General features: G+C 67.2%; 21 protein-coding genes. 14 read left to right on the top strand and 7 right to left on the bottom strand.

Going from position 1 to position 20,918, the window contains the following annotated elements; translation table 11 throughout:
- Nucleotides 1-115 precede the first annotated feature (115 nt).
- Complete coding sequence (gene ribA / locus C4S70_RS07500; protein WP_104007497.1) at nucleotides 116-1,207, top strand: GTP cyclohydrolase II; 1,092 nt, start codon at nucleotides 116-118, stop codon at nucleotides 1,205-1,207.
- Nucleotides 1,204-1,770: a L,D-transpeptidase family protein gene (locus tag C4S70_RS07495; protein ID WP_104007496.1), complete on the top strand. Its 567-nt coding sequence runs from the start codon at nucleotides 1,204-1,206 to the stop codon at nucleotides 1,768-1,770. Before ribA ends, C4S70_RS07495 begins: the two co-directional genes overlap by 4 nt.
- On the opposite strand, the gene C4S70_RS07490 is transcribed toward C4S70_RS07495, so the two are convergent.
- Together C4S70_RS07490 and C4S70_RS07485 are read right to left on the bottom strand one after the other, a co-directional pair.
- Entirely contained in the window at nucleotides 1,761-2,414 is a 654-nt protein-coding gene (locus C4S70_RS07490; protein ID WP_104007495.1) for a YggS family pyridoxal phosphate-dependent enzyme, read from the bottom strand. The two genes, C4S70_RS07495 and C4S70_RS07490, sit on opposite strands and share 10 nt — an antisense overlap.
- 110 nt (nucleotides 2,415-2,524) lie before the next feature.
- Entirely contained in the window at nucleotides 2,525-3,517 is a 993-nt protein-coding gene (locus C4S70_RS07485; protein ID WP_104007690.1) for a porin, read from the bottom strand.
- Between the two features lie 325 nt (nucleotides 3,518-3,842).
- Here C4S70_RS07485 and C4S70_RS07480 point away from each other — a divergent pair, with 325 nt between their 5' ends.
- From C4S70_RS07480 to C4S70_RS07460, 5 genes are all read left to right on the top strand, one after another.
- On the top strand, nucleotides 3,843-4,343 hold the full coding sequence (locus C4S70_RS07480) for a DUF3576 domain-containing protein (protein ID WP_104007494.1): 501 nt from the start codon (nucleotides 3,843-3,845) through the stop codon (nucleotides 4,341-4,343).
- 73 nt (nucleotides 4,344-4,416) lie between these two features.
- Nucleotides 4,417-6,963 (top strand): leucine--tRNA ligase, encoded by a 2,547-nt coding sequence (gene leuS / locus C4S70_RS07475; protein ID WP_104007493.1) that lies wholly within the window; start codon nucleotides 4,417-4,419, stop codon nucleotides 6,961-6,963.
- Nucleotides 6,950-7,438 (top strand): LPS assembly lipoprotein LptE, encoded by a 489-nt coding sequence (lptE, locus tag C4S70_RS07470; protein WP_104007492.1) that lies wholly within the window; start codon nucleotides 6,950-6,952, stop codon nucleotides 7,436-7,438. Before leuS ends, lptE begins: the two co-directional genes overlap by 14 nt.
- Nucleotides 7,435-8,463 (top strand): DNA polymerase III subunit delta, encoded by a 1,029-nt coding sequence (holA, locus tag C4S70_RS07465; protein ID WP_104007491.1) that lies wholly within the window; start codon nucleotides 7,435-7,437, stop codon nucleotides 8,461-8,463. The genes lptE and holA overlap by 4 nt, the downstream gene beginning before the upstream one ends.
- Before the next feature lie 96 nt (nucleotides 8,464-8,559).
- Nucleotides 8,560-9,153, top strand: a complete 594-nt coding sequence (locus C4S70_RS07460) for a glutathione S-transferase family protein (RefSeq protein WP_104007490.1) — start codon at nucleotides 8,560-8,562, stop codon at nucleotides 9,151-9,153.
- Between the two features lie 75 nt (nucleotides 9,154-9,228).
- Here the strand turns inward: C4S70_RS07460 and C4S70_RS07455 are convergent, their stop codons facing one another.
- Complete coding sequence (locus C4S70_RS07455) at nucleotides 9,229-10,443, bottom strand: TIGR03862 family flavoprotein (RefSeq protein WP_268807776.1); 1,215 nt, start codon at nucleotides 10,441-10,443, stop codon at nucleotides 9,229-9,231.
- A 33-nt stretch (nucleotides 10,444-10,476) separates the two neighbouring features.
- Between C4S70_RS07455 and C4S70_RS07450 the strand changes: the two genes are divergently transcribed.
- Nucleotides 10,477-10,770, top strand: coding sequence for an HNH endonuclease family protein (locus C4S70_RS07450; protein WP_104007489.1), 294 nt, complete (start codon nucleotides 10,477-10,479; stop codon nucleotides 10,768-10,770).
- A 119-nt stretch (nucleotides 10,771-10,889) separates the two neighbouring features.
- Here the strand turns inward: C4S70_RS07450 and C4S70_RS07445 are convergent, their stop codons facing one another.
- Nucleotides 10,890-11,498 carry an enoyl-CoA hydratase/isomerase family protein gene (locus C4S70_RS07445; protein ID WP_104007488.1) on the bottom strand — a complete coding sequence of 203 codons (609 nt, stop codon included), beginning with the start codon at nucleotides 11,496-11,498 and terminating at the stop codon, nucleotides 10,890-10,892.
- On the bottom strand, nucleotides 11,495-12,256 hold the full coding sequence (locus tag C4S70_RS07440) for an SDR family oxidoreductase (RefSeq protein ID WP_235003756.1): 762 nt from the start codon (nucleotides 12,254-12,256) through the stop codon (nucleotides 11,495-11,497). The genes C4S70_RS07445 and C4S70_RS07440 overlap by 4 nt, the downstream gene beginning before the upstream one ends.
- 134 nt (nucleotides 12,257-12,390) lie before the next feature.
- On the opposite strand from C4S70_RS07440, the gene C4S70_RS07435 reads away from it, so the two are divergent.
- The 5 genes from C4S70_RS07435 (at nucleotide 12,391) to lpxK (ending at nucleotide 18,576) form a co-directional block, all read left to right on the top strand.
- Nucleotides 12,391-13,917: a DUF2125 domain-containing protein gene (locus tag C4S70_RS07435; protein ID WP_104007487.1), complete on the top strand. Its 1,527-nt coding sequence runs from the start codon at nucleotides 12,391-12,393 to the stop codon at nucleotides 13,915-13,917.
- Nucleotides 13,918-14,031: 114 nt separating this feature from the next.
- Complete coding sequence (locus C4S70_RS07430) at nucleotides 14,032-15,378, top strand: TldD/PmbA family protein (protein ID WP_104007486.1); 1,347 nt, start codon at nucleotides 14,032-14,034, stop codon at nucleotides 15,376-15,378.
- Nucleotides 15,365-16,174 (top strand): inositol monophosphatase family protein, encoded by an 810-nt coding sequence (locus C4S70_RS07425; RefSeq protein ID WP_104007485.1) that lies wholly within the window; start codon nucleotides 15,365-15,367, stop codon nucleotides 16,172-16,174. Before C4S70_RS07430 ends, C4S70_RS07425 begins: the two co-directional genes overlap by 14 nt.
- Nucleotides 16,175-16,334: 160 nt before the next feature.
- Complete coding sequence (locus C4S70_RS07420; protein ID WP_104007484.1) at nucleotides 16,335-17,564, top strand: 3-deoxy-D-manno-octulosonic acid transferase; 1,230 nt, start codon at nucleotides 16,335-16,337, stop codon at nucleotides 17,562-17,564.
- A complete protein-coding gene (gene lpxK, locus C4S70_RS07415) occupies nucleotides 17,551-18,576 on the top strand; it encodes a tetraacyldisaccharide 4'-kinase (protein ID WP_104007483.1) in 1,026 nt (341 codons plus the stop codon). The genes C4S70_RS07420 and lpxK overlap by 14 nt, the downstream gene beginning before the upstream one ends.
- Here lpxK and C4S70_RS07410 read toward each other — a convergent pair.
- Together C4S70_RS07410 and C4S70_RS07405 are read right to left on the bottom strand one after the other, a co-directional pair.
- Nucleotides 18,551-19,222, bottom strand: coding sequence for a DsbA family protein (locus C4S70_RS07410; protein WP_104007482.1), 672 nt, complete (start codon nucleotides 19,220-19,222; stop codon nucleotides 18,551-18,553). The genes lpxK and C4S70_RS07410 overlap by 26 nt on opposite strands.
- 13 nt (nucleotides 19,223-19,235) lie before the next feature.
- On the bottom strand, nucleotides 19,236-19,742 hold the full coding sequence (locus C4S70_RS07405) for a DUF721 domain-containing protein (RefSeq protein WP_104007481.1): 507 nt from the start codon (nucleotides 19,740-19,742) through the stop codon (nucleotides 19,236-19,238).
- Nucleotides 19,743-19,825: 83 nt separating this feature from the next.
- On the opposite strand from C4S70_RS07405, the gene mutY reads away from it, so the two are divergent.
- Nucleotides 19,826-20,884, top strand: coding sequence for an A/G-specific adenine glycosylase (gene mutY / locus C4S70_RS07400; protein ID WP_235003755.1), 1,059 nt, complete (start codon nucleotides 19,826-19,828; stop codon nucleotides 20,882-20,884).
- Nucleotides 20,885-20,918: the final 34 nt, after the last annotated feature.

Genomic DNA, 20,918 nt, shown 5'->3' with positions numbered 1-20,918 from the left:
CAACGGCAAGATTTGCTGCAGTTTTTTCACGCCGACGTGTCCGCCGTGGAGGAAATGTTTCACTTTCCGACAATCAGCGCTTAGGTAAGGCGCGACAGACGACCGGAGCCGCCGCATGAGTCTTGCGCCACATATCGACGAAATCCTTGCCCGCGCCCGCGCCGATCTGCGCATGGGGCTGCCGGTGGTGCTGACCGGACAGGGTGGCGCGATCCTGGCCGCCAGCGCCGAAACGCTGCCGCCCGAGCGGCTTTCGGACCTGCGGGCGATGGGCGGGGCGCCGGTGGTGGCCATCACCGCGCGGCGCGCCGAAACGCTCAAGGCGCGCGCCTATGACGGCGACGTGGCGCGCGTGCTGATCCCCGATGACGCCGATTGCGGCTGGATCCGGTCCGTGGCCGACCCGGCCGACGACCTGAACGCACCGATGAAGGGGCCGCTTGCCAGCCAGCGGGACGGCGACGCCCGCCTGCACCGGATCGCGATCGCGCTGGCCAAATCCGCACGCCTGCTGCCGGCGGTGGTGGCCGTGCCGATCGAGGGCGCCGCCGCGCTGGCCGCATCCCACGGCCTGACCCTGATTGACGGCGACCGGGCCGAACCGCTTCTGGGCGAACGCAGCCCGCTGGCCGAGGTGGTCAGCGCCCGCCTGCCGATGGAGGTCAGCGAACAGGGCCGCCTGCACATCTTCCGCCCCGAGGACGGCGGCGAGGAACACTATGCGATCGAGATCGGCCGCCCCGACCGCACCCGCCCGGTTCTGGCCCGGCTGCACTCGGCCTGCTTCACCGGCGACCTGATGGGCAGTCTGAAATGCGACTGCGGCCCGCAGCTGCGCGCCGCCCTGCACCAGATGGGCGAAGAAGGCGCGGGCGTCCTGCTCTACCTCAACCAGGAAGGCCGCGGCATCGGACTGGCCAACAAGATGCGCGCCTATTCGCTTCAGGATCAGGGTTTCGATACGGTCGAAGCCAACCACCGGCTGGGTTTCGAGGATGACGAGCGCGACTTCCGCCTCGGTGCCGACATCCTGAAGGAGATGGGCTTCAGCGCGGTGCGGCTGCTGACCAACAACCCCGCCAAGATCGCCATGATGGAAAGAAACGGAATCGCCGTGACCGAACGCGTGCCGCTCAAGGTGGGCGAAACCGCGCACAACCGCGCCTACCTGGCGACCAAGGCGCGGAAATCGGGGCACCTGCTGTGACCCCGCATGACATGGTGCTGACCCCTTCGGGACTGCGCTATCGCGGGCGCCGCTTCCCCTGCGCGATCGGCCGCGGCGGCATCGCATCCGACAAACGCGAAGGCGACGGCGCCACGCCCGCCGGCCGCCACCACGTCACCGGCCTGCTCTACCGCCCCGACCGCTTGGTGCCGCCCGCGCCTTGGGCGCAACCCATCGGCCCGCGCGATCTTTGGTCCGACGACATGGCCGACCCGGCCTACAACACCCGCGTCCGCGCACCGCACCCGTTTGGCCACGAACGCCTGCGCCGCGCCGACCCGCTCTATGACCTGATCCTGCTGACCGACTGGAACGGACCCGATCCAGTGCCGGGCCGCGGCTCGGCCATCTTCCTGCACCAGTGGCGCCGCCCCCGCTACCCGACCGAAGGCTGCATCGCCTTCCGCCGCGACCACCTGCTCTGGATCGCCGCCCGCGCCACCCCCGGCACCCGCCTGATCGTGCCGCGCCTTGCTTCTTTCTGGTCCCAAATACCCGCGCCGCAGGCACGGCGCGCCAGCGCCGTTCCCGCTCAGCCGTAGTCGCGCTCTCCGAAGATCGCGGATCCTACCCGCACATGGGTCGCCCCCAGCGCGATCGCCTTTTCGAAATCCGCGCTCATCCCCATCGACAGCTCATTCAGCCCGTTCCGCGCCGCGATCTTCGCCAGCAGTGCGAAATGCAGCGACGGTTCTTCATCCACCGGCGGAATGCACATCAGCCCCCGCACCGGCAGATCCATCGCGCGGCACTCGGCCACGAAATCATCCGCCTCGTCCGGCGGCACGCCCGCCTTCTGCGGCTCTTCGCCGGTATTCACCTGGATGAACAGGCCGGGACACGCCCCCCGCTCCTGCGCCAGCCGCGCCAGCGTCCGGGCCAGCTTCGGCCGGTCCACCGAATGGATCGTGGAAAACAGCTCCACCGCCGCCCGCGCCTTGTTGGTCTGAAGCGGGCCGATCAGGTGCAGATCCACGCCCTCATAACGCTCCATCAGGGCCGGCCACTTGCCCTGCGCCTCCTGCACGCGGTTTTCGCCGAACACGCGGTGGCCCTGTTCCAGCACCGCCTCGATCCGATCCAGCGGCTGCACCTTACTGACCGCGATCAGCGTGACCGACCCCGGCGCACGCCCCGCGGCCCTCTCGGCCTTCGCAATCCGCGACTTGATCTCTTCCAGCGACATGTGGCGCCCCCTTCATGGTTCCGCCGCAGGAAAACACCAGATCCGCGCAAAAGAAAAGGGCGGACCCGAAGGCCCGCCCCCAATTCAAACCACCCGTGTGGTTCAGCCGATCAGAAGCTGAAGTACACGCCGGCCTGGAAGGTGTCGTTGTCGTTCGACGCCTTGCGGTAGCCGGTTTCGAACGACGCACCGCCACCCAGGTCATAGTGGTAGTGGATGCCGTAGGAGGTGCCTTCCTGGTTGTTCGAACCGGCAACACCGTCACGGTTGTCGTTACGGCCGTTGGCCACGTCAGCAGCCGAAACCGCGTCTTCGTCGGTCACCCAGACCAGGATGTTCGAGGCCGAACCGATGTCCATGTTGCCATAGAGGCCGAACTTGCCGATGCCGTCGTTGTCGGCATAGGCCAGACGAACGCCGAAGTTGCCGATGTTACCCGACACGCTGGCGACAACCTTGTCTTCCCAGGCGATGTCCGAGCTCTGGGCGCTAACGGCAACCCGCCAGTCGCCGAACTTGTAGGACACCATACCGGCGACACGGTCAACATTGGTCGGGCCGTTGTCGGTCGAATACGAAATGTGGCCGGTGAAGCCGCCCGTCGAATACAGAACCTCGACACCGTTCGCGCCGGCGCCGGCCGAGCTGTAGGCATCCCAGTTGAAGTATTCGCCGTTCACGTTGCTGACAAGCGACACGAAGCCGGCGCCGTCGATACCGGTGCCCGCGGTGCGGGTTTCAAGATACATGCCCGGCGTGTTTTCGATCGCGCCGATGATGTTGCCGACATAGACGCTGATGCCCTGATAGCCGACGAAGAAGCGCGCACCGTTGAACGTGGCACCGCCCGGGGTGTTGTCACGGCTTTCGGCCTGCGCACGGAAGCGAGCGCCGAAGGCAACGCCGCTGTCGGTTTCGGTCGACATGTCGAACTGCAGACGCAGACGGCTGGTGATGGTGGTCTTGGAGATGCCGTTCACGGCGCGGTCGTTGGCGTCGTTGTAGTCCAGACCGAAACGGCCGTAGCCGGAGATCTTCACGTCCGCAGCGGCCATGCCAGCGGTGGCAATCAGCGCGGTCGTTGCGAAGAGAACCTTTTTCATCGTTTTTCCCTCGGTTTCATTCATGACCCCAGACCGGGGAATCCGGTGTGGGTATGTGCAGGGGTTTCGCTCTTTCCCCCCCGTTTTGGCAAGGCTTGCCGAAGGTCGCGCGGCAAAGCGGTCGCGGATGTGTCAGCTTTGCCACAGTGTCGCCCCGGGGCCTGCCGGTCGGCACCGTGGCCCAAGCTTCTCGCCCCGCGCGGGGCGACTGTGGCGCCCTGCGGACAACAGCCCGCTCCTCGTATTGCCCGCCTCCTGCCACGAAAGCCTTGCCCCCCCTTCCCCGCTTGGGTAGGACAGGCCAAGGCAGCAGCGGGAATGCGACATGACGTTTCAAAGGGCCATCGGGGTAGCGATCGTTCTGGCCGCCGGCCTGGGCCTTGCCGGGTGCGGCGGGAACAACAGAACGACGACCAGCGCCGCGGCGCTGAGCGGGGACGAATTCAACGCCAGCCGCAGTAACGATGTCGGCACCTACACTCAGTCGTCAATCTGGGACGTGTTCGGCCCCGGCAAGACCGAACAGACCGTTCAGGTGAACCGGTATCTGTGGGCCGCCTCGCTGGACGTGCTCGGCTTTCTGCCCATCGAATCGGTCGATCCTTTCACCGGCGTGATCGTCACCGGCTACGGCACCCCGCCAGGCGGCGGGCGGTCCTATCGCGCCACGGTGCATATCAAGGATCCGGCGCTTTCGGCGCGGTCGCTGAAGCTGGCGATGCAGACCAGCGGCGGGCGGCCGGCGAACCCGGCCACGGTCCGCGCGGTCGAGGACGCGATCCTGTCGCGGGCACGGCAGTTGCGCATCGCCGACGACAACCTCTAGAAGTTTTCCGCGAACCGCTCTATCACGGCGCCGGGTTCCAGCCCGGCGTTTTCATGTCAGGGGACAGCATCAGATGTCGCGTTACACCGCCGCCGAGATCGAATCGAAATGGCAGCAGGCCTGGGACAAGGCCGGGATCTTCACCGCCCGCCGCACCGTGGACCGGCCCAAGTATTATGTGCTCGAGATGTTCCCCTATCCGTCGGGCCGCATCCACATGGGGCATGTGCGCAACTACACGATGGGCGACGTGGTGGCGCGCTACAAGCTGGCCAAGGGGTTCAACGTGCTGCACCCGATGGGCTGGGACGCCTTCGGCATGCCGGCGGAAAACGCCGCGATGGCCAGCGGAGGACACCCCAAGGACTGGACCTATCAGAACATCGCCGACATGCGCGCCCAGATGAAGCCGCTGGGGCTCAGCATCGACTGGAGCCGCGAATTCGCCACCTGCGATCCCGAATATTACGGCCAGCAGCAGCGGCTGTTCCTCGACATGCTGGATGCGGGGCTCGTCTATCGCAAGAACGCGGTGGTGAACTGGGATCCGGTGGACATGACCGTTCTGGCCAACGAACAGGTGATCGACGGCAAGGGCTGGCGGTCGGGCGCCGAGGTCGAGCGGCGCGAGCTGACGCAGTGGTTCTTCCGCATCTCGGACATGGCCGAGGAACTGCTGGAGGCGCTGGACGGGCTGGAGAACTGGCCGGCCAAGGTGCGCACCATGCAGGAAAACTGGATCGGCCGCAGCCAGGGGCTGGAATTCAGCTTTGAGCGCGTGGACGGGGGCGAGCCGATCACCGTCTATACCACGCGCCCCGACACGCTGATGGGGGCATCCTTCGTCGGCATCTCGCCCGATCATCCGCTGGCCAAGCAGCTGGAGGCCGAGAACCCCGAGGTGGCGGCCTTTGTCGCCGAATGCCGCAAGGGCGGCACCACCGAAGAGGCGATCGAAACGGCCGAGAAGCTGGGATACGACACAGGCATCCGGGTGCGGCATCCGCTGGATCCAAACTGGGAACTGCCGGTCTGGATCGCGAACTTCATCCTGATGGATTACGGCACCGGCGCGATCTTTGCCTGCCCGGCGCATGACCAGCGCGACCTCGATTTCTGCCGCAAGTATGATCTGCCGGTGATCGACACCTTCTTTGCGCTGGACGATCCCAAACCGGTCGAGGACGTGGCCTTTGTCCCGCCCAAGGAACAGAAGGTCCGCTGGGTCAATCACTTTACCGGTATCGACGTCGCCACCGGCGAAGAGGCGATTGCCGCCACGATCAAGCTGGCCGAGGAGCAGGGCTGGGGCCGCGGCGTGACCAAGTATCGCCTGCGCGACTGGGGCATCTCGCGGCAACGCTACTGGGGCTGCCCGATCCCGGTGGTGCATTGCGACGCCTGCGGCGTGGTGCCGGAAAAGCGGGAAAACCTGCCCGTGCGCCTGCCCGACGACGTGAGTTTCGACAAGCCCGGCAACCCGCTGGACCGGCACCCGACCTGGGCGCAGACGACCTGCCCCAGCTGCGGCAAGCCGGCGCGGCGGGAAACCGACACGATGGACACCTTCGTCGATTCGTCATGGTATTACGCGCGCTTCACCGCGCCCTGGGCCGAGACGCCGACCGACATGGCCGAGGCCGATTACTGGATGAACGTGGACCAGTATATCGGCGGCATCGAGCACGCGATCCTGCACCTGCTCTATTCCCGCTTCTTCGCCCGCGCGATGGTGCAGACCGGCCACCTGCCCGAGAAATGCAAGGAGCCTTTCGACGCGCTCTTCACCCAGGGCATGGTGACGCACGAGATCTACCAGACCCGCGACGAGAACGGTCGCCCTGTCTATCACCTGCCCGAAGAGGTGGACCGCGAGAAAGGCGTGCTCCGGGCCACGGGGGAAAAGGTCGAGATCATCCCCTCGGCCAAGATGTCCAAGTCAAAAAAGAACGTGGTGGACCCGGTGCATATCGTCTCGACCTACGGGGCGGACACGGCGCGGTGGTTCGTGCTGTCCGATAGCCCGCCGGAGCGTGACGTGGAATGGACCGCCGCCGGGGCCGAGGCCGCCGCCCGCCACCTGGCCCGCGTGTATCGCATCGCCGCCGAGGTGGCCGCGATGGCGGACGAAGGCGCAAGGCCCGGCGACGAGGCGCTGCTGCGAGACATGCATAAGTGCATCCACGACGTGACCATGGGGATCGAAAGCTTCGGCTTCAACGCGGCGATCGCGCGGCTCTATGCCTTTACCAACACGCTGGCGAAGTCCGAAGCCGGCAAGGACGCGAAGACGCAGGCCGTCAGGACGCTGGCGCAGCTGATGTCGCCGATGACCCCGCACCTGTCAGAGGAAATCTGGGCGATGATGGGCGGCGAGGGGCTGGTCGCCGTGGCGCCCTGGCCGGTGGCCGATGACGCGATGCGGATCGACGACACGATCACCCTGCCGATCCAGATCAACGGCAAGCGGCGCGCGGAAATCAGTGTGCCCAAGGACATGACCAAGGACGAGGTTGAAAAAGCGGCGCTGGCGGTGGACGCTGTGCAAAAGGCGCTGAACGGGGGAGCGCCGAAAAAGGTGATCGTCGTCCCCGGCCGGATCGTCAATGTCGTTGTGTGACCGAAGAACCGTTCTGATGTTGCTGCCGGCGGCGCTGGCGGGGTGCGGCTTTCAGCCCGTCTATGGTCCAGGCGGCACTGGCACGGCCCTTCGGGGCCGTATCCGGGTGGCCGCGCCGGACACCGAAGATGACTATCTTCTGGTGCGCGACCTGGAAACCCGGCTGGGTCGCGCGTCGGTGCCGGAATACCGGCTCAGCTATGACATCGAGACCTGGACGCAGGGGCAGGCGGTGACGTCCGCCAACGAAACCACCCGCTACAGCATCACCGGGCGGGCGAATTTTGCCCTGACCCGGATTGCCGACGAAAAGGTGGTGGCCTCGGGCGCGGTGCAGAATTTCACCAGCTATTCCGCCACCGGGACCACGGTTGAGACGCTGGCCAGCGAACGCGATGCGCGCCGGCGGCTGATGGCCATCCTGGCCGAGCAGATCGCGACCGAGATTCTGACAGGGGCGGATCTTTCGGCATGATCCTGAAAGGGCGCGAGGCCGAGGGCTATTTCGCCCGCCCGGATCCCGACAAGGCGGGCCTGCTGATCCACGGCGCCGATCCGGCCCGCGTGGCGATGAAGCGCCAGCAGGTTCTGGCCGCGCTTCTGGGCCCGAATGCCGAAGAAGAAATGCGCCTGACCCGCATGCAGGGCGCGGATCTGCGGTCCGATCCGGCGGCGCTGCTGGATGCGGTCAAGGCGGTGGGATTCTTTCCCGGCCCGCGCGCGGTGTTCGTGGAAGAGGCCGGCGACGGAAATGCCCCGGCGGTTCAGGCCGCGCTGGCCGAATGGGCGCCGGGGGATGCCCAGATCATCGTCACCGCCAAACAGCTGAAAAAGGGCTCCAAGCTTCTCAAGGCCTTTGCCGACAGCCGCAACGCCTATGCGGTGGGCATCTACGACGATCCCCCGACGCGGGCCGAGATCGAGCGGATCCTGGCCGAACGCGGCCTGCGGTCGGTGCCCGGCGACAGCATGGCGGCGCTGGCGGATCTGGCACAGGATCTGGGACCGGCGGATTTCGCGCAGCTGGTCGATAAGGTGATGCTCTACAAGTTCGGCGATGACTCTCCGCTGACGGTCGAGGAGATCGAGGCCTGCGCGCCGCTCTCCACCGAAGCTGTGCTGGATGACGTGCTGAACGCGGTGGCCGAGGGCCGCAGCGGCGAGCTCGGCCCTCTGATCCGGCGGCTTCAGGCGCAGGGCACCAATGCAACCGGGCTGTGCATAGGTGCGACCCGGCATTTCCGCACACTTTATGCTGTCGCCTCGGCCCCCGGCGGCGCGGCCGAGGGGATCGGGCGCCTTCGCCCGCCCGTGTTCGGCAAGCGGCGCGACCGGATCCTGCGGCAAGCACAGCAATGGGGCGCGCCCCGGCTGGAAACGGCGCTGACCGTGCTGACCGACACCGATCTTGCGCTGCGTTCGGCCGGGCGGACCGCACCCGACATGGCATTGGTGGAACGCGCCCTGATCCGGCTGGCGATGCTGGCCCGCGCTCGGTGAAAGAGGGTGAGCGCCGTCGGGTGACGCTGCGGCCGGCTTGACGTAGCCGGCACCGGTGGGAACGGTGCCCGCCAAAGACGCGAGAGGGAGGCGTTCATGTACAAGGTCTATGGCAAGGCATCGAACCGGGGCTTTCGGATCCTTTGGATGCTCGAGGAAATCGGCGAGCCCTACGAGTTGATCGAGGCCGGCCCGCACGATCCGGCGGTTCTGGCGGTGAACCCCTCGGGCAAGGTGCCGGTGCTGGAGACGGACGGGGCAGCGATTCCCGATTCGACCGCGATCCTGACCTTTCTTGCCGACCGGCACGGAAAGCTGACCTATCCTGCCGGCACGATCGAGCGCGCGCGGCAGGATGCGCTGACTCATTGCATCCTGGACGAGATCGAGAGCCTTCTGTGGATCGGCACGCGGCACAAGTTCACCCTTCCGGAAGAGCGGCGCGTGGCGGATTTGAACCCGAGTCTCAAGTGGGAATTCGATCGCAACATCAAGGGATTGGCCGAGCGGTTTCAGGGGCCGTTCCTGATGGGCGATGCAATGACGATCGCCGATATCGTTCTGACGCACAACCTTAACTGGGCCTTGGGCGCGAAGTTCCCGGTCGAAAGCGGGGCATTGCTGGATTACTCCAAGCGGATGCGGGGGCGCGAGGCCTTCCGGCGGGTCGCGGCAATGGCAAAAGGCTGAGAGTTTGAATGGCCCCTGCGGGGCCATGCCTGCGGCGCGGGTATTTGGGACCAGAAAGAAGCGGGGAGTCGGACCCTAGCCCGGAACCGTTTGCCCAAGCCGGGCTGCGGCTGCACGTCCGGCCCAGCGGCCCGTGGCCAGGCATGCCGTCAGGAGGAAGCCGCCGGTTGGGGCCTCCCAATCCAGCATTTCGCCCGCGCAAAAGACGCCGGGAAGCGCCCTGAGCATCAGCGAGTCGTCAAGCGCGGCGCGGGTGACACCTCCAGCGGTCGAGATCGCCTCGTCGATTGGACACAGGCCCTGGGTTGTCACGGGAAGGGCCTTGACCAGGGCGGCGAGCCGCGCGGGGTCGGTCGGCAAGGGGCGGGCGAACTCCATCAAGAGCGCCAACCGTACAGGATCGAACCGAAGCGTTTTTCGAATGAAGTTCGACCAGCTTGCCTTGCCGCGGGGGCGCGACAGACGGCCGATCACGCGATCCGGGGACAGGTCGGGCGCCAGGTCGACGGCCAACGGGTGGCCTTCGCGCACGCCGCGACAGACGGTATAGATCCCGCCTCCTTCGAGCCCGCGTTCCGTAATCACTGCCTCGCCGCGTGACGTGAACGGGCCGGCGGTAAAGCACACGCCCTTGAGGGGCGCACCACGAAATCGGCGGACGTGATCCGACCAGCCGATCAGCAGGCCGGCATTGGCGGCGGCAAAGGGCGCGACCTCCACACCCCTTTCGATCAGCCACGATGCCCATGCCCCATTTGATCCCAGCCTCGACCAGCTCGCGCCGCCCAGTGCCAGGACCACCGCGTCCGGTTTTACGGTCTGCGTCCCACCGGGTGTATCGAACCGCCAGCCGGGTCCACCCCCGCCGTTCCAGCACCACCGCGTGCGCAATTCGACCCCCAGACCGTCCAGTTCGGCCAACCAGACCCGCAGCAGCGGCGAGGCTTTCTTTACCTTGGGAAAGACCCGACCCGTCGAGCCGGTGAAGACATCCTGTCCCAGTTCGCGCGCCCAATCCTGAACCGCGCGCGGGCCGAACGCCTCTATCATCGGTCGCAGCCAGCCGGCTGCCTCCGCGTAGGCGCGCAGAAACGTCTCGACAGGCTCATCCTTGGTGAGATTCAGCGCCGACTTGCCCGCCATGAGCAGCTTGCGCGCCGGCGATGGCTTGGCCTCGGCGATGACGACGGACACGCCCGCCCGTGCCAGCTCTGCAGCCGCCATCAGACCGGCCGGCCCCGCCCCCACCACCAGCGCGAGCGGCTTGTCATGCCCGGCAGCCTGCGTCACCCTGTTCACACCCTTCCGTTACCCGTGGTTTCGATGACCGATCCAATCTGCCCGCTTTGCAACCGCCCGATCCCGCCCGAGGCCGGTCAGAGCCTGCACCACCTGATCCCCCGGCTCAAGGGCGGCAAGGGCGGGCCGGTGGTTCTCCTGCACGAGATCTGCCACAAGGAAATCCACGCCAGCCTGACCGAAGCCGAGCTGGCCCGGGACTATCACACCATCGAGGCGCTGCAAGCCCACCCGCGGCTGGCAAAGTTCATCGCCTGGGTTCGCAAGCGCCCGCCCACCTTTCGGTCACGGGTGCCAGGACCGCGCCGGAGGCGATAGGATGAAAGGGCCCATGCGACGTCCACCCCCTTCATCTTGCTGAAAATACTCCGGGGGAGCGCGAGGGGGCAGCGCCCCCTCGCATCGGTCGGATTGGCATGGCCAATCCGAAACACGGGTCACGAACAAAGCTCGCGGATACCTGCCGCGATCTCGGGCTTGGCCGCAACCGTAGCGGCAACGATCTCGCGCGCGGTGCCCATCAACGCCTCGGCCTCGACGATCCGGTCCACCAGCCCGAAATCATAGGCCTCCTGCGCGGTAATCTTCTGTCCTCCCATCAGGATCAGCTTGGTCCGCGCAGGGCCGATCAGTGCCGCCATGCGCCCTGGATCGGACGGTTGCGGCAGAAAGCCCAGCTTCATCACCGGATAGAATACCTTGGCCGAAGGCACCGCAATGCGCAGATCGCAGGCCAGCGCCATGCCGATCGCCCCGCCCGCCAGCGTGCCGTTCAACGCCGCGACCTTCAGCGCCGGCAGCGCGGCCAGCGCGCCCGACAGCCGCTCCCACACCGGCGACAGCGCCAGACCGGCCCGCGCCTCGTCCAGGTCCGCGCCGGCGCTGAACACCTTGCCGCGGCCGGTCAGGATCAGGGCCCCCGCCTCATGCGCGTTCTCGGCGATCTCGGCCAGTTCGGTCAGCATCGCCTCGGTCAGCGAATTGGCCTTGTCCGGGCGGTTGATGGTGACGACCCACAGCCCGCCCTCCCGTTCCAGTTCGATCATGCCAAGCCCACCCGTGCGCGAATCGCTTCGTCGCGCAGAGATATTTCCTGACCCACGAAATCATCCGCATCCGGCGAACACATCCAGACCAGCGCCCGCGCCGGCCATTCGGGGGGAACGTGATCTTCCCACGGAATGCGGCTGACCGGGTTGATGCCGGAGGCGGCGATCTCGCGCTGCATCTTCGTGGCCACAGTACCCGGCGAAAGGCCCATGGCGCGGATGCCGTTGTGGCGTTCTTCCAGATCCAGGCAGGCGGTCAGCATCGCCGCGCCCGCCTTTGAGGCGCAATAGTGGCTCCAGGCCTCGATCGGATGATGCGCCGCGCCCGAGCTCACGGTGATGATGGTGCCGCCCCCGGCCGCCTTCATCACCGGCAGCGCCGCGCGCATGCCGTAAAAGACCCCCTTGAGGTTGATGTCCACCGCCCGGCCCCAGCCGTCGGGATCGGCGGATGACAGATGCGAGATCGGCTCGATCACCCCGGCATTGTTGATCAGGACATCCAGCCCGCCAAAGCGGGCCGTGGTCTGTTTTACCGCCACCTCCACCTGGGAATGGTTGGCCACGTCCGTGGCGATGGCAAAAACGCGCTCGCCCAGCTCGGCGGCGAGGTCTTGCAGGCTGTCGGCACTGCGCGCCACCAGAGCCACGTTCGCGCCGGCCGCCGAAAAAGCACGCGCCGCTTCGGCGCCGATGCCGCGGCTCGCGCCGGTGATCAGCACCGTCTTTCCCGTCATGTCCCAGGTCTTGTTCATGTGATTGCCGCTCCTCGTCGTCATTCCGCCCTTGGTGGTAGACGGCACGGGCGGCAAGGTCCAGTCCGGTTCCCCTTGACGCGTCCCTCGCCACAACGGACGATGGCGCCGAATTCATTTGCAAGGGAACCCTCATGTCTCGTGATTTTCTTGTTCGCGGCTGTGCGGCGGTCAGTCTTTATGCCTTCACCTCTCAGTTTGCGTTTGCCGATGTGACCGCGCGGGACGTGTGGTTGGAGTGGAAAGGGTATCTGGAAAGCGTGGGCTACTCGATTTCCGGCACCGAGACGATGTCGGGCGGGGCGCTGACCATCAGCGATCTCGGCATCTCGATGCGGATTCCCGAAGACGCCGGCGCGATGTCGATCGACCTGGGTCAGCTGACCTTTGCCGAAAACGGCGATGGCACGGTGTCGGTCACCATGCCTGAATCCATTCCGATGCGGATCGACACGGTCGATGGCGGCGACAACGTGTCGATGCGATTCGACCTTACCCAGAGCGATGCCGCGCTTTTGGTTTCAGGCGCACCCGGTGACATGACCTATGACTATGGCGCCGGAGAGGTCGGCGTCCTTCTGGGCGAAATCGCGGTCAACGGGCAGAAACTGCCGCCCGAGGTCGGAAGAATGACCGTGACCCTAGGCGACGTTTCCAGCAAAACCCACCTCGAAACCGGGGACATGCGCGTCACCAGCCAGCAGATGACGGCACGAAAGGTGGTCTACGACATGGGCTTCCGGGATCCCGAATCCAGCGAGAACGCGACTCTGAGCGGCGCGCTGGATCAGGTCGAGTTCACGGGAACTGGTTCGGTTCCCGCCCAGATGAACCCCGACGATTTCCCATCCATGCTGGCCGCGGGCTTTGCCGTTCAGGGCAACTACCGCTATGCTGCGGGACAGTCCGCGATGAAGGTCGATGCCGATGGCGAGACCTTTGAATATTCGGGCCATTCGAAGGGTGGCGAAATCACCGTGGCGATGGATGCACGGCATCTGGCCTATGGCGTGAGGCAAACCGCTCCGGTGATGAACGTCACGGCCAGCGAACTGCCCTTTCCGGTGACATTGCAAGCCGCCGAATTGGGCTTTTCCGTCGACATGCCGGTGGCGAAGTCCGACGAACCGCAGCCCTTTGGTCTGGGCCTGACGGTGGCCGACTTCGTGATGCCCGAACAGCTGTGGAGCAGCTTCGACCCGGCGGGCATCCTGCCGCGCGACCCCGCGACCGTCGCCATCGACCTGACCGGCAAGGCGCGGATCCTGCATGACCTGATGGACCCCGCCACTGCGGCGATGCTTGAACAGACCGGAATGCCGCCGGGCGAGCTGCACGCGCTGACGATCAACGATCTGCGGTTGTCGGCCGCGGGCGCCGCCGTGACCGGCAAGGGCGACTTCACCTTCGACAATTCAGACCTGCAATCCTTTGGCGGCGTCCCGCGCCCCGAAGGCACGGTCAAGCTGCAGATCATCGGCGCGAACGGCCTGATCGACCGGCTGATCCAGATGGGGCTGGTCAGCGAAGACGAAGCGATGGGCTTTCGCATGATGCTGGGCATGCTGGCCGTGCCGGGCGACGGGCCGGACACGTTGAATTCGACCATCGAGGTCAACGAACAGGGCCAGGTGCTGGCCAACGGACAGCGCATCAAGTGATCCGGGCCATGCCGGCGAACGCGGCCGCCCGGTGGCGGCCCTCTTTGTTTGCCGTGCCCCTTGCGGGCTGTTGATGCCAAGGCTACCTCGGAGGCGACGAAAGGACAGCAGCCCATGACCACGACACCACAAGAGCTTTGCCATGCCCTTCTGGATGCCGCCCGCCGCGCCGGGGCCGAGGCGGCGGATGCGCTGGTGACATCTGGCAGTTCCCTGTCGGTTCAGGTGCGCAAGGGCGCACTGGAACATGCCGAACGGTCCGAGGCGACCGATCTGGGCCTGCGCGTTCTGATCGGCCGACGGCAGGCGATCGTGTCCACCTCGGACACCCGGCCCGAAACCCTGGCGGCGATGGCCGAACGCGCCGTCGCCATGGCCCGCGAGGCGCCCGAAGACCCTTATGCCGGGCTGGCCGATCCCGACCAGCTGGCGCGCAACACCGATGCCGCAGCGCTGGAACTGGCCGATCCCGCGCCAGAACCCGCGCCGCAGGATCTGCAACGGGACGCGCTGGCGGCCGAGGCTGCGGCGTTGGCCGTGGAGGGCGTCACGCAGGTGTCGGACGCCGATGCGGGCTATGGCCGTCATTCGGTGCATCTGGCGGCGACGAACGGGTTTTCCGGCGGCTATGACCGCACTGTGCGCTGGATTTCCTGCGTGGCGATCGCCGGCGAAGGCACCGGCATGGAGCGCGACCATGACAGCGACAGCCGAACTTGGCAGTCGGACCTGCGCCCGCCGGAAGAGATCGGCGCCACCGCCGGCCGGCGCGCTGCCCGGCGTCTGAACCCGCGCACGCCTCCCACCGGCGCCTTTCCCGTCCTGTTCGACGAACGCATTGCGGGCTCGCTGATCGGGCATCTTCTGGCCGCGGCGAACGGGGCGGCGGTGGCGCGTGGGTCGTCCTGGCTTCTGGACCGGCTGGGGCAGCCGGTTCTGCCGGGCGGGCTGTCGGTGATCGAGGATCCGCACCGGCCGCGCATCGGCGCCTCGCGCCCCTTCGACGCCGAGGGCCTGCCCACCCGACGCCGCGCCATCGTGGACAACGGCGTGCTGACCGGCTGGACTCTGGATCTGGCCAGTGCCCGCAAGCTGGGGATGGAGCCCACCGGCAATGCCGCGCGCGGCGTGTCTTCGCCGCCTGCGCCCGCGAACTGGAACATCGAACTGACCCAGGGCACGGCCAGCCGCGACGACCTGATCCGCGACATGGGCACCGGCCTGCTGGTGACCTCGCTGATCGGCAGCACGATCAACCCCACCACCGGCGACTATTCGCGCGGCGCCTCCGGGTTCTGGGTCGAAAACGGCGAAATCGTCTGGCCGGTCAACGAATGCACCATTGCCGGCAACCTGCGCGACATGCTGCGCCGGATCATCCCCGCAAACGACGCCCGTCCGTGGCTGACCCGCGTGGTGCCGTCGCTTCTGGTCGAAGGATTGACCCTTGCCGGCGACTGACGACCTGACCCTGCTGACCGAGGCCGCCCGCGAAGCCGGACGCATTGCCACCGCGTTCAGCGGGCCGGCGGCGCAGCGATGGGAAAAGCCCGCCGGCGCCGGCCCCGTGACCGAGGCCGATCTGGCGGTGAACGAGATGCTCGAGGACCGGTTGCGCCGCGCCCGACCCGATTATGGCTGGCTGTCAGAAGAATCCGAAGACACCGCCGACCGCCTGACTCGGGACCGCGTGTTCATCATCGATCCGCTGGACGGCACGCGCAGCTTTGTCGAAGGCTCCAGCAGCTGGGCCCATTCGCTGGCCGTGGTCGAAGACGGCGAACCGGTCGCCGCGGTGATCTACCTGCCCGCGCGCGACAAACTGTATGCCGCGCGCAAGGGCGGCGGGGCCTCTCTGAACGGCACGCCGATTCGCGCCTCGGACAAGGCCGCGCTGGAACAGGCCGACATCCTTGCCGCGCGGCCCAACCTTCAGTCCCTGCACTGGCGGAACGGCCATGTTCCCCATTTCTCGCGGTCCTACCGGCCGTCGCTGGCCTATCGCCTGGCGCTGGTGGCGCAGGGGCGCTTCGACGGGATGCTGACCCTGCGGCCCAGCTGGGAATGGGACATTGCCGCCGGCGACCTGATCCTGCGCGAAGCGGGCGCGATCTGCACCGACCGCTCCGGCGCCCCCCTGCGCTTCAACAACCCGCATCCCAAGGTCAACGGCTTGGTCGCGGCGGGTGCCGCGCTGCACCGCCAGCTGATCGAGGCGCTCGACCCCCAGAGTCCAGGCATCCCCGGACAGCCGTGACCCTTGCGCGCCCTGCACCGACCCCGCGCCAGTTGCCTCCGACCCGCGCCGTTCCTACCATCGGCGGGAAAGGCATGGTGATGGAACACAGTTCAGGTCATGAACCGCACCCGGCCGCCTGGGCGCGGCAAGGCCCTGCAAGCAACGCGGGACACGGGGGATGAGCCGTTCGCTCAGCCTTGCCGCCTATCGCGCGCTGTCCCGCCGCAAGTTCCGCGCCTCGCATATCGGGGACATCGAACGACCGGATGGTGAGCTGCTGTGGATGCACGCCACCAGCCAGGACCGGCTGCATGTGCTGTGCAACCTCGCCGCCCGGATCAAGTCGCAGCGCCCCGAGCTGAAGGTTCTGGCGACGGTGGACCAGAGGCGGACGGATTCCTTTTCGCCCAATGGCTGCGATTTGCTGCAGGTTCTCGGCCCGGACCACCCCGACCAGGCACGCCAGTTTCTCGATCACTGGCGGCCGGACATGTGTCTCTGGGCCGGTGGCGACCTGATGCCCAACCTGATCACACAGGCTCGAAGCCGCACCATCCCGATGGTTCTGGTGGACCTGGCCGAGGACGAGGTGCCGGCGCGCCGCAGCCGGTGGATGCCCGACCTCGGCCGGCTGACCCTTGGCTGCTTTCACCAGATCCTGGTCCGCGACGAGGCCGCGGCCGAAGTCCTGCGCAGGGCCGGTTTTTCGTCCGCGCGCGTGCGTGTCGCGGGGCGGCTGCGCACCACGGCGACCCCTCCGCCCTGCAGCGACGATCTGCTGGACGAGCTGTCCGGGGATATTGGCGGGCGCCCGGTCTGGTTTTCGGTCGGAACGCAGCCGGCCGAAGTCGATCTGGTGCTCGAGGCACACCGAAACGCGGTGCGGCTGATCCATCGTCTGCTGCTGGTGATCGACGTCGCCGATCCCGGCGATGCGGTCGGGTTGAAGGATCACATTGCCTCAAAGGGAATGCGCTGTGCCGACTGGGACGATGGCGATCCGATCGGCGAGGAAACGCAGGTCGTCGTGTCGGCCGATCCCGAGGCGCTGGGGCTGTGGTATCGGATCGCGCCGATTACCTTCGTCGCCAGCACCTTCGACCGCCGCCCCAGCGGGCGCAACCCGTTCGAGCCCGCCGCTCTCGGCTCGGCGGTCATTCACGGGCCGCATACGGGCAACTATCCCGATGCCTTTGCGCGGCTGGACGCCATCAGCGCGGCCCGCGAGGTGCGCAATGCCGATCAGCTCTCGGCCCAGGTGGTCGCGCTGTCGGCCCCGGATCAGGCGGCTCGGATCGCGCTTGACGCCTGGAAGGTCGCAACCGAGGGCGCCGAGCTGACCGACGCGCTGATCGATCTGGTTCAGGACATGCTGGACATGCGGGAGGATACCCATGCAGGCCCCTGACTTCTGGAACAGATCGCCCGACCGCCCTGGCTGGCGCGCGCGGCTGTTGTCGCCGCTGGGGGCGCTCTATGCGCGAGCAACGGCGCGGCGGGTTGCCCGCGGGACCGGCGAGGATCCCGGCGTGCCGGTGATCTGTGTGGGAAACCTGAATGCGGGCGGGACTGGCAAGACGCCCACGGTGATCTGGGCCGCCCAGCAGCTGCGCGAGGCGGGGCATGTGCCGCATGTGGTCACGCGCGGCCACGGCGGGCGGCTGAAAGGGCCGGTGCGGGTGTCCGAAACCGGGCACAGCGCGGACAAGGTCGGCGACGAGCCGCTGCTGATCGCCGCCTTCGCGCCCGTCTGGGTCGCCAAAGACCGCGCCGCCGGCGCGCGGGCGGCGGCGGAGGCTGGCGCAACCGTCATCCTGTTGGACGATGGGTTCCAGAACCCTGCCGTGCAAAAGGACTTTTCCCTGATCGTGGTCGATGCCGGCATTGGCTTTGGCAATGGTCTGTGCCTGCCCGCCGGACCGCTGCGCGAACCCGTCGCGGCGGGGCTGGCACGGGCGGATGCGGTGCTGTCGCTGGGCGATGCAGAGGCGCAGGCGCGGTTCACCGCCACATGGGGCCGGGCGCTGAGCGTGCCGCATTTCACCGGCCGGCTGGAGCCGTTGCAGACCGGCATGGACTGGGCGGGCCTGCGGGCGCTGGCCTTTGCCGGGATCGGCCACCCCGAGAAGTTCTTTCGCACCCTGCGCGAGCTTGGCGCCAATCTTTTGCGGGCCGAGCCGCTGGACGATCACCAGCCGCTGACGCCGGCCCTGATGACCCGGCTCGAAGCCGAGGCCAAGCTGCTGGGGGCGCAGATGGTCACCACGGAAAAGGACGCCGTACGGTTGCCGGCGTCCTTTCGCAGCAAGGTCGTGACCCTGCCGGTCCGGTTGCATGTCGGCGACGGGGACCGCCTGCGCGACCTGATGCTGCGGGCCGCCCCGGTTCCCCCGGTCAGCCCTGAAGCTCGGCCTCGATGATGGCCTTGAGATCCTCCCACGGCTGGTTTTCCACCAGCTTTCCGTTGATGATGAAGGTGGGCGTGCCCTGAATGCCGTCGCGCTGAGCGTTTTCCTGATACCATGCCACGAGGGTCTGCGCCTTCTGTCCGTCGCTCAGACAGGCGTCCAGCTTGTCATCGGGGATGCCGGCCAGCCGCCCGATCTTGCGCAGCTTGCCGACGACCTCTTCGGGCGTTTCGCCGCGGGCCCAGTCGGACTGGCCCTTGTAGATCAGATCGGCAATGCCAAAGAACTTCTCGGGCTCGCAGCGCGCGATCATCGCCGCCCACAGGCCGTAACGGTCGAAATAGACATCGCGATAGATGAACCGCACTTTGCCGGTGTCGATATATTCGGCCTTGAGCTTCTTGAAGACGTCTTCGTGAAAGTTCCGGCAATGGGGGCAGGTGAATGAGGAATATTCGACGAAGGTCACCGGCGCGTCTTCGGCCCCCAGCGCCATTTCGACCACGGTGGACGTGTCGATCTCTCCCGCGTCCTGGGCATTCGCGGCACCAACGAACGGCGTGAGCGCGGACGTGTTCGCCGGCTCGCGCCCCATGAACAGGAAGGCCCCCACCGCCACCAGGGCCACGGCGAAGATCGCGGTCAGAATTCGGGTCATGTGAACCCCTTTCTCAGGTTTTCGACTTGGATAGAACGTTGCGGCCCAGGCGTTCAAGGGCGGCGCGCAGATCATCGCTCTTCACGCCATCCGCCGCCTGCGCCGCGCGGGACAGGATCGCCGGATCCGGTGCGGGCGGCGCGGCCTTCGGCCTGTGGGCAAAGGCCGCCTGTCCCTCGGCAAAGCCGGTGGGCGCGGTCTGGGTGATCCGTACCCCGCTGATCGCGTTGTAGCCATAGACGGCGTTCACGCGCTCGCGGATGCGGTCCTTTTGCATCTCGAGCATCGGCGCCTGCGCGCCGGTGGTCAGCACCGTCAGCGTCGCGCCGAACCCGCCCCGCCCGTATGAGATGTTGACCGGTCGGGCGATCGCGGCGATCTCGGGCCCGGCGATCTCTTCCCAATGGGTGAGGACACGGGACACGGCAAAGCCCCGGCTTTCGCCGGCGCGGCGAATCTGGTCGCTTAGAACGGAAGCGGTGCGCTTGAACCCGCGAGTTGTCGATTTTCGTCTCTGCATGGGTGGATTCCCTGCCTGCGGGCCCTATTCTAGTCGCCGCGCCGCCGGGCGCCAGCGAAACCGCGAAACCGGGACAATAAAGATTGCGTGACCTCCCCGACGCACCTGCCGTGACCGCCCGACTGCTGGCGTGGTATGACCGGCACGCACGCGACCTGCCCTGGCGCGTGGGACCGGCCGAGCGCGCCGCGGGGATCCGGCCCGATCCCTACCGCGTCTGGCTCAGCGAGATCATGCTGCAACAGACCACCGTGGCGGCGGTCCGGGACTATTTCCATCGCTTCACGCGGCTCTGGCCGACGGTCGGAGATCTGGCCGCCGCTCCGGATGACCGGGTGATGGGGGAATGGGCGGGGCTGGGCTATTACGCCCGCGCGCGCAACCTTCTGAAATGCGCCCGTATCGTGGCGCGCGATCTGGGCGGGCGGTTTCCGGACCACTACGAGGATCTCCTCGCCCTGCCCGGCATCGGCCCCTACACAGCCGCCGCGATAGCCGCGATCGCCTTCGACCGGCCGGAGACGGTGGTGGACGGCAATGTGGAACGGGTGGTGGCGCGGCTCTTCGATGTCCCGGAGCCCCTGCCCCGCGCCAAGCCCCGGCTGAAATCGCTCGCCGCGACGCTGACCCCGGATGACCGGCCCGGAGATCACGCCCAGGCGATGATGGATCTGGGCGCCACCCTCTGCACGCCCAAGTCGCCCGCCTGCGGAATCTGCCCGCTGCGTGATCCCTGCCGCGCCCGCGCCGCCGGGACCGCCGCCGACCTGCCGCGCCGCGCGCCGAAAGAGGCCAAGCCCGTGCGCCGCGGAATCGTCTATGTCGCGCAAAGAGCCGATGGCGCGCTGCTGCTGGAACGCCGCCCGGACAAGGGACTGCTGGGCGGGATGCTGGGCTGGCCGGGCTCGGACTGGTCCGACGCACCGCGGGACCGCCCGCCTTTTGCCGCCGACTGGAAGACCCTTCCGGGTGAGGTGCGCCATACCTTCACCCATTTTCACCTGATCCTGACGGTCAGGACCGCGCCGCTGCCGCAAGACACGCTCCCCGCCGGGACCATCCTGATCGCGGCGCGCGACTTTCGTCCCTCGGACCTGCCCACGGTGATGCGCAAGGCCTACGATCTGTGGCGCAGGCGCTGACCCCATTTTCATTCGCCCGAGGCTTGCGTAAACT

The sequence above is a fragment of the Jhaorihella thermophila genome (assembly GCF_900108275.1).
Lineage (GTDB): Bacteria > Pseudomonadota > Alphaproteobacteria > Rhodobacterales > Rhodobacteraceae > Jhaorihella > Jhaorihella thermophila.
This window is presented reverse-complemented; position numbering and strand designations above follow the sequence as displayed.

Coding starts and splice junctions, on each gene's coding strand:
- C4S70_RS07485 (WP_104007690.1), bottom strand. CDS start 3,517: ATGAAAAAGGTTCTCTTCGCAACGACCGCGCTGATTGCCACCGCTGGC.
- C4S70_RS07450 (WP_104007489.1), top strand. CDS start 10,477: ATGACCGATCCAATCTGCCCGCTTTGCAACCGCCCGATCCCGCCCGAG.
- C4S70_RS07430 (WP_104007486.1), top strand. CDS start 14,032: ATGACCACGACACCACAAGAGCTTTGCCATGCCCTTCTGGATGCCGCC.
- C4S70_RS07435 (WP_104007487.1), top strand. CDS start 12,391: ATGTCTCGTGATTTTCTTGTTCGCGGCTGTGCGGCGGTCAGTCTTTAT.
- C4S70_RS07405 (WP_104007481.1), bottom strand. CDS start 19,742: ATGCAGAGACGAAAATCGACAACTCGCGGGTTCAAGCGCACCGCTTCC.
- holA (WP_104007491.1), top strand. CDS start 7,435: ATGATCCTGAAAGGGCGCGAGGCCGAGGGCTATTTCGCCCGCCCGGAT.
- C4S70_RS07460 (WP_104007490.1), top strand. CDS start 8,560: ATGTACAAGGTCTATGGCAAGGCATCGAACCGGGGCTTTCGGATCCTT.
- C4S70_RS07490 (WP_104007495.1), bottom strand. CDS start 2,414: ATGTCGCTGGAAGAGATCAAGTCGCGGATTGCGAAGGCCGAGAGGGCC.
- leuS (WP_104007493.1), top strand. CDS start 4,417: ATGTCGCGTTACACCGCCGCCGAGATCGAATCGAAATGGCAGCAGGCC.
- ribA (WP_104007497.1), top strand. CDS start 116: ATGAGTCTTGCGCCACATATCGACGAAATCCTTGCCCGCGCCCGCGCC.
- C4S70_RS07420 (WP_104007484.1), top strand. CDS start 16,335: ATGAGCCGTTCGCTCAGCCTTGCCGCCTATCGCGCGCTGTCCCGCCGC.
- C4S70_RS07440 (WP_235003756.1), bottom strand. CDS start 12,256: ATGAACAAGACCTGGGACATGACGGGAAAGACGGTGCTGATCACCGGC.
- lpxK (WP_104007483.1), top strand. CDS start 17,551: ATGCAGGCCCCTGACTTCTGGAACAGATCGCCCGACCGCCCTGGCTGG.
- C4S70_RS07445 (WP_104007488.1), bottom strand. CDS start 11,498: ATGATCGAACTGGAACGGGAGGGCGGGCTGTGGGTCGTCACCATCAAC.
- C4S70_RS07480 (WP_104007494.1), top strand. CDS start 3,843: ATGACGTTTCAAAGGGCCATCGGGGTAGCGATCGTTCTGGCCGCCGGC.
- lptE (WP_104007492.1), top strand. CDS start 6,950: ATGTCGTTGTGTGACCGAAGAACCGTTCTGATGTTGCTGCCGGCGGCG.
- C4S70_RS07410 (WP_104007482.1), bottom strand. CDS start 19,222: ATGACCCGAATTCTGACCGCGATCTTCGCCGTGGCCCTGGTGGCGGTG.